Here is a 6,147-nt window from a genome sequence, read left to right on the forward strand (position 1 = left end):
TCTGGTACTATTCGGTCTCGGTCGACATTCAGGGTTACCTGGTAGAAAAATTCTCGGGATTGTCTCTTGGCGAATACCTCAAGGAAAACGTCCTCACGCCGCTGGGCATGGATGATACCGGATTTTATGTTCCCGAAGCGGAGTATGATCGGCTATCCGACGTCGTGTATTATGCCTCCGAGCGGGATCGGTTCGAGCCATTCTACACCGAGACTGTTCAGTTCAGGCAGTCCACCATCGCCTTCGAATCGGGGGGCGGCGGGCTCGTGTCCACGATCGACGACTATGCCCGGTTCTGCCAGATGATGCTCAATGGTGGCATGCTGGACGGCCATCGTATTCTGCAGGAGGACACGGTGGCCCTGATGCGGACAAACCAGTTGCCGCCAAATGCAGGCGTGGAATTTGATGGCACGCAGCGAAGTGTCTTCACGCCGAAGCGTCGCGATTTCGGCATTGACTTCGCCATCATCTCTGATCCCGTCGCCATGGACAGCCCAGCCGGTACCGGCACTTATTATTGGGGCGGGGCTGCTGGGACATGGTTCTGGATCGATCCGGAGAATGATCTATTCTTTATCGGCATGATCCAGCGCTTCGGCGCACGACCCGGGGAGCCGGCGGGTTTTCGTGAGGAATCGATGCGGCTCGTCTATGAGGCGCTTGAAGAATAAGCCAGTCTGGGCAAAGTGTCTTTATGACAAAAGAATCTCCCACGGCAGCCGTCCTCCTGATCGGGGACGAGCTGCTCTCCGGTCGGACGCGCGACATCAATCTGCAACAGATTGCTTCCTATCTTGCGCCGCTCGGTATTCCCGTCCGGGAGACCCGGATCGTGCCCGACGTGGAAGACGAGATTGTCGAGGCCGTGAATTCGCTGCGCGCAAAATACACCTATGTCTTCACAACGGGCGGCATTGGTCCGACACATGATGACATCACGGCTGATGCCATCGCCAAGGCGTTCGGGGTGGAGATTTCAGAACATCCTGAAGTCACGGCTATGCTGGCCCAACGCTATGAGGCAATGGGCACAGACTACACGCCAGCCCGTCGGCGCATGGCGCGTATTCCGCATGGCGCCCAGATCGTGGCCAATCCCGTGTCCGGGGCGCCGGGCTTCCAGACCGGGAATGTCTTTACCCTGGCGGGTGTTCCGTCGGTTGCGCGCGGCATGCTGGAAGATATCGGGCCGAGGCTGGAGACAGGCGCAGTCATTCACAAGGTCACGATACGGGGCAGGGGCTTGCGCGAAGGTGACATTGCCGAACCGCTGGGCGTGCTGGCCAAGGAGATGCCGGACGTCGCACTCGGTTCCTATCCCTGGTTTCGGGGCATTGGTGACAATGGTGTCCACCTGGTTGCCAGCACGATACAGGAAAGCCTTATCCCCATGATTACTGACAAGCTGGAAGCGATCATCTCTGCGACGGGCGTCCAGCCGGAGCGGGTCGAGGACGCAAACGCATGAGTTTTCTGGCGCGCACCCCCGCGATCCTTGTCAGCTTCGTTTCGATGCTGGTGATTGGTGCAGGCTTCGGTCTGTGTCGGCCAATGGTGGGCGGGGCATTTCTCGACATGACCTCCGATCCGGAGATGAGCCGAACGATCATTGCCACGATGAGTGACGCCCAACGTGCCGCCCATGCCTGGGTGACGGTGTTGCTGGATACGGCGTATCCCCTGGCTTATGGGGGCTTCCTCGGCGGACTGGCCCTGCGCTTCTTTGGCGGCATGGGAAAGTACGCAGCGCTACCAGCGTTCGGAGTTGTGATCGCCGACCTGACTGAGAACATGGTTCAGGTGCTGGCCTTGGCGGGATGGGTCGACGCGCTTGATGCCAAGGCGTGGCTGACGCCCCTCAAATTTGGCCTGTTCTTCCTTGCGGCCGGAATCGCCGTGATTGCTCTCGTGATCGGCATTGTGAATCTGGTTCGCAAGCGCCGGGCCTGATCCCTTCCAAAACCGCCCTAACGTCAAGCATGGTCCTCCCCGCTTGTCCTCGCTAAGAGAGGCAAACAGGAAAATTGGAGGATCCCATGGCGGAAGATATCGTAAAGGTCGAATTGGACGGACCGGTTGCGCTCGTAACACTGAACCGGCCCGACGCGCTGAATGCGCTGAACCGAGCCCTGCGCGCCGAGATCGTCAGCGTCTTCAACGAGCTGAAAGAGAACAAGGATGTCCGCGCGGTTGTGCTGACTGGTGCCGGGCGGGCCTTCACCGCCGGGATCGACCTGAAGGAGGCCGGCCAGACCGGTTTCGCCCTGGGCGCTGACGAAGATTCCAAGTCCATAGATATGGCGCGCGCACTGGCCGATTATCCCTGGCCAATCATCGGCGCGATCAACGGCTTTGCAATCACCGGCGGGTTCGAACTGGCGCTGATGTGCGACGTGCTGCTGGCCTCTGAACATGCCAAGTTTGCCGATACACATGCCCGCGTCGGCATCGTGCCGGGCTGGGGCCTCTCACAGAAGCTGTCGCGCATGATTGGTATCAGCCGAGCCAAGGAGCTGTCTTTCTCCGGTAACTTCCTCGATGCCCACACCGCGGAACGTTGGGGACTTGTGAACCGTGTTTACGAATCCGACGAACTCGTGCCGGCTGCCATGAAGCTGGCGCACGACATGTGCAGTTCCCAGCCGGACCTGCTCAAGCAATACAAGGCGCTGATCGATGATGGCTATGGCATGAATTTCGCCGCCGCCATGAAGGAAGAAGTCAAACGCTCCATTGCTCATGCCGAATCTGTGACGGCAGACGCTGTGGAAGAGGCTCGCAAACAGGTCACCGCGCGTGGCCGGGACCAGCAGGAGTAGAGCACCATGAGAGACGTAGTCATTTGCGAACCCGTCCGCACCGCCGTTGGCGGCTTTGGCGGCGCCTTCAAGACCGTGCATGCGCACGAGATGGCATCACATGTCATCCGTGAGCTGATGGTAAAGACAAAGCTGCCCGCCGAGGCGGTGGAAGACTGTATCTTCGCGCAATGCTATCCGACCATGGAAGCCCCGGCCTTTGGGCGCATGGTGGCACTGGATGCCGGGCTAACAACTTCGACCGGTGGCTACCAGATCGACCGGCGCTGTGGCTCCGGCCTGCAGGCGGTGATCAATGCCGTGATGCAGGTGGCAACCGGCGCAAATGACGTTGTCATCGCGGGCGGGGCGGAGAGCATGTCGAATGCGCCCTTCTTCTCCATCGATATGCGGTGGAACATCAAGGGCGACGGCCTGATGCTGCATGATGGCCTGTCACGCGGTCGCTATACAGCCGGCGGCAAGAACCATCCCGTGCCGGGTGGCATGATCGAGACGGCGGAGAATTTGCGCCGTGATTATCAGATCACGCGCGACGCGCAGGATCAGTTCGCTTACAATTCGCACATGAAAGCGGCTGCGGCCCAGAAGTCCGGCAAGTTCTCTGAGGAGATCATTCCGTACACCGTGAAAGGTCGCAAGGCCGATACGGTCGTGGACCAGGATGAGCACATTCGCCCGGATTCCTCTCTGGAGAAGCTGTCCACGCTGCGCGCGATCCGGGGCAAGGTGGACGATCAGTCGACGGTGACCGCTGGCAATGCGTCCGGCCAGAATGATGGCGCGGCAGCCTGTATCGTCTGTATGCGCGAGGCGGCAGAGAAATATGGCCTCAAGCCGCTTGGGCGATTGGTTTCATGGTCGGTTGCAGGCGTTGGGCCTGAAGTCATGGGAATTGGGCCGGTGCCGTCCAGCCAGAAGGCCCTCAAGACGGCAGGTCTTGAACTGAAGGACGTTGACGTCATCGAGCTGAATGAAGCCTTCGCGGCGCAGGTGCTTGCCTGCACCAAGGCGCTTGAATTCTCCGAGGACGACATGGAGCGGCTGAACGTGAACGGCTCCGGCATCTCGCTCGGCCATCCGGTCGGCGCGACCGGCGTGCGCATCCTGACCACGATGCTCCGGGAAATGGAGCGCCGCGAGGCGCGCTATGGCCTGGAGACCATGTGCATCGGGGGCGGGCAGGGGCTCGCAGCCGTGTTCGAGCGGGTCAGCTAGAACACATCTTCAGCCGGTGGCCGTGTGTTCAGCGCAACGGCCACCGCGATAATGAAGAAGACGACGCCGAGCAGGTAACACAGGGTGCTGGCAATATGGACCATTCCCATTGTCTGAGCCGTACTGCTGACATCATGCGTCCCGAGGATGACCTGCTGCCGTAGAACTTGTCCTTTGATTTGCGCGGCGTGACCGAACAGCGCTGCACCGAGGTGAAGCGCGCCAAATACGCTGGCCGCCGTTGAAGGCCGGACCCGCAGGATGAGCATATGCACGAGACCAAACGCCACCGCAGACAATCCTGACAGGACGCCTTGCGGCAGGGTGGATGCCAGCATAGCGGTTCTGGCGAACCTGCTCATGTCTGGCGCGATAAACGCAGGGATGGCTGTGGCCGTCACTATCATCAGAGCAGCCGAGATGAACCAGAGTGTCGGGAGGCTGTTTTTCAACGCGCAGGTCGTCCTTCTTTCTGCTGGTTTCAACGATGAAATCTAGCATCCCCCGTAAAATACCGTTATGTCCAGCATCGGCCATGCGGGCGTGGCGAAATTGGTATACGCAAGGGACTTAAAATCCCTCGGCCGCAAGGCCTTGCCGGTTCGAGCCCGGCCGCCCGCACCATGCCATCATATGTGGCCGACTCTTATGATCGAGACAGAACGCGCAGGTCGCGTCCTTGGTACACGGCTTGCATGTTTCTCGCCCAAGAGGAGAAATCACATGTACCCAGCCATTCTGTCCTGCCGCCGCCCGAAACTACAGGTCCTGCGCCTATCGGGGGCCTGCCTGCCGACGCCTGCAGCACCGGTTTCATTCCCAAAACGCATAGAGCCTATTTCGGCTTTCGGGGAACAAAAGGACAATCTCGATCATATCTAGAGGGCAACACGCAGAGAATTCACAAGGACAAGCCCTCATGTTTCGCGCCCTTATTGCCTCCACTGCCCTCGGCCTGATGGCCCTGCCTGCCTTCGCCGGCCCGGAAGCGGAGGCCGTAATCGAAGGCGCCGCAAAGCATATTGCCGACCCTCAGAAGGGCCGCGAGACGCTGCGCCAGTCCATGGACCTGGATACAGTCGCCAATTTCACCCTCGGGAAATATGCGCGCCGCGTCACGGATCAGGAACGCAGCAGGTTCGCAGACGCCTTCGAAACCTATCTGTTGAGCAGCTTCGAAGACCAGCGTGAAAAATTCCGCGATGCAGAGATCACGGTTACCGGATCAAAGGATCGCACGCCGACAGATTCCATCGTGGAAACGCGAGTCGTTCGCCCCGGCGAGGCGCCTCAGACAGTGCGCTGGCGTGTTATTGAAAAGAATGGCGACTGGCGTGTCGTGGATGTCGAAGTGCTGGGCCTGTGGCTCGCCATCGAACAGCGTGCCCAGATCGCGGCTATCATGGACCGTCCGCGCGCCACGATTGATGATGCGATCAACGCCCTCAATTCCTGACCTGGAATCTGGTCAGGCGGCTTCGTCGACCACAGCTTCTTCCTCATCGGACTTGTCCTGACGGTCTGACGCGTCGCCGATCGTGAACAGGTCGGCCTCGCGGCTGAGCCAATCTGCCAGTTCTTTGTCGGGTACGCCCAGGACTCTCAGCATATCCGCGACCATCTCAATTCCTTTGGGCTCTCCAGCCACAAGGTGCGCGCGTATGTTCAGTTCAAGATATCGGTCGAGATCATGGATGGTTTCGACAGCGACGAGTCGGACCAGGTCTGGGAAGCGGCGATTGATGCTGGGTGTGACTTCCTTGGACACTTCATAACGCGCTTTTCCAAGCACGACCGCGCGCGCATTGCTGCCCCCCACAGCTTCGATCAGCTTCATGTTGGCGGCATCTCCGAACGAGACATTGTATCCATCTGCGACCGCAGACAGAAAGCGGTCGGGATCTCCGTCAGTCGCGATATAGGGGATGTCAAAGTCGATCAGAGCGTCGACGGCCAGTCGCCCGGCGGCAGACATGCCAATGACGATGACAGGCCGCTCGCCAGCAGGTTCGCCTGATGTTTCCATCGTGACCTGCTTGCGCCGCGCCAATTCGCGCGAGAGCTTGCCTCCGAGCATGGCCCAACTCGGTGCCAGCGCCAGAGAGAG

Annotated in this window: 8 protein-coding genes and 1 tRNA gene; 7 read left to right on the top strand and 2 right to left on the bottom strand. The window is 59.8% G+C overall.

Translation table 11 applies throughout. The annotated features are described in order from the left end of the window. The 5 genes from B4F73_RS03610 to B4F73_RS03630 form a co-directional block, all read left to right on the top strand. Positions 1–674: serine hydrolase domain-containing protein (locus B4F73_RS03610; RefSeq protein WP_290482524.1), on the top strand; the 674-nt coding region annotated here is incomplete at its 5' end. Positions 675–697: 23 nt separating this feature from the next. Continuing rightward, positions 698–1,471 (top strand): competence/damage-inducible protein A, encoded by a 774-nt coding sequence (locus B4F73_RS03615; protein WP_034816615.1) that lies wholly within the window; start codon positions 698–700, stop codon positions 1,469–1,471. After that, positions 1,468–1,953 (top strand): hypothetical protein, encoded by a 486-nt coding sequence (locus B4F73_RS03620; protein ID WP_290478617.1) that lies wholly within the window; start codon positions 1,468–1,470, stop codon positions 1,951–1,953. Before B4F73_RS03615 ends, B4F73_RS03620 begins: the two co-directional genes overlap by 4 nt. An 86-nt stretch (positions 1,954–2,039) precedes the next feature. After that, positions 2,040–2,822 (top strand): enoyl-CoA hydratase, encoded by a 783-nt coding sequence (locus B4F73_RS03625; protein WP_206992254.1) that lies wholly within the window; start codon positions 2,040–2,042, stop codon positions 2,820–2,822. Between the two features lie 6 nt (positions 2,823–2,828). Then, on the top strand, positions 2,829–4,040 hold the full coding sequence (locus B4F73_RS03630; RefSeq protein WP_290482525.1) for an acetyl-CoA C-acetyltransferase: 1,212 nt from the start codon (positions 2,829–2,831) through the stop codon (positions 4,038–4,040). On the opposite strand, the gene B4F73_RS03635 is transcribed toward B4F73_RS03630, so the two are convergent. Next, positions 4,037–4,492: a hypothetical protein gene (locus B4F73_RS03635; RefSeq protein ID WP_290482526.1), complete on the bottom strand. Its 456-nt coding sequence runs from the start codon at positions 4,490–4,492 to the stop codon at positions 4,037–4,039. The genes B4F73_RS03630 and B4F73_RS03635 overlap by 4 nt on opposite strands. Before the next feature lie 85 nt (positions 4,493–4,577). On the opposite strand from B4F73_RS03635, the gene B4F73_RS03640 reads away from it, so the two are divergent. Both B4F73_RS03640 and B4F73_RS03645 read left to right on the top strand, forming a co-directional pair. Beyond that, a tRNA-Leu gene (locus B4F73_RS03640) sits at positions 4,578–4,664 on the top strand. A gap of 295 nt (positions 4,665–4,959) precedes the next feature. Beyond that, positions 4,960–5,496, top strand: coding sequence for an MlaC/ttg2D family ABC transporter substrate-binding protein (locus tag B4F73_RS03645; RefSeq protein WP_206992258.1), 537 nt, complete (start codon positions 4,960–4,962; stop codon positions 5,494–5,496). 12 nt (positions 5,497–5,508) lie between these two features. Here the strand turns inward: B4F73_RS03645 and B4F73_RS03650 are convergent. Continuing rightward, the coding region (locus B4F73_RS03650) for an NAD-binding protein (protein WP_290482527.1) at positions 5,509–6,147 on the bottom strand (639 nt) is incomplete at its 5' end.

Source organism: Hyphomonas sp. UBA3601, assembly GCF_002375605.1.
In the GTDB taxonomy this organism is placed as follows: Bacteria; Pseudomonadota; Alphaproteobacteria; order Caulobacterales; family Hyphomonadaceae; genus Hyphomonas.

Coding starts and splice junctions, on each gene's coding strand:
- B4F73_RS03615 (WP_034816615.1), top strand. CDS start 698: ATGACAAAAGAATCTCCCACGGCAGCCGTCCTCCTGATCGGGGACGAG.
- B4F73_RS03620 (WP_290478617.1), top strand. CDS start 1,468: ATGAGTTTTCTGGCGCGCACCCCCGCGATCCTTGTCAGCTTCGTTTCG.
- B4F73_RS03625 (WP_206992254.1), top strand. CDS start 2,040: ATGGCGGAAGATATCGTAAAGGTCGAATTGGACGGACCGGTTGCGCTC.
- B4F73_RS03630 (WP_290482525.1), top strand. CDS start 2,829: ATGAGAGACGTAGTCATTTGCGAACCCGTCCGCACCGCCGTTGGCGGC.
- B4F73_RS03645 (WP_206992258.1), top strand. CDS start 4,960: ATGTTTCGCGCCCTTATTGCCTCCACTGCCCTCGGCCTGATGGCCCTG.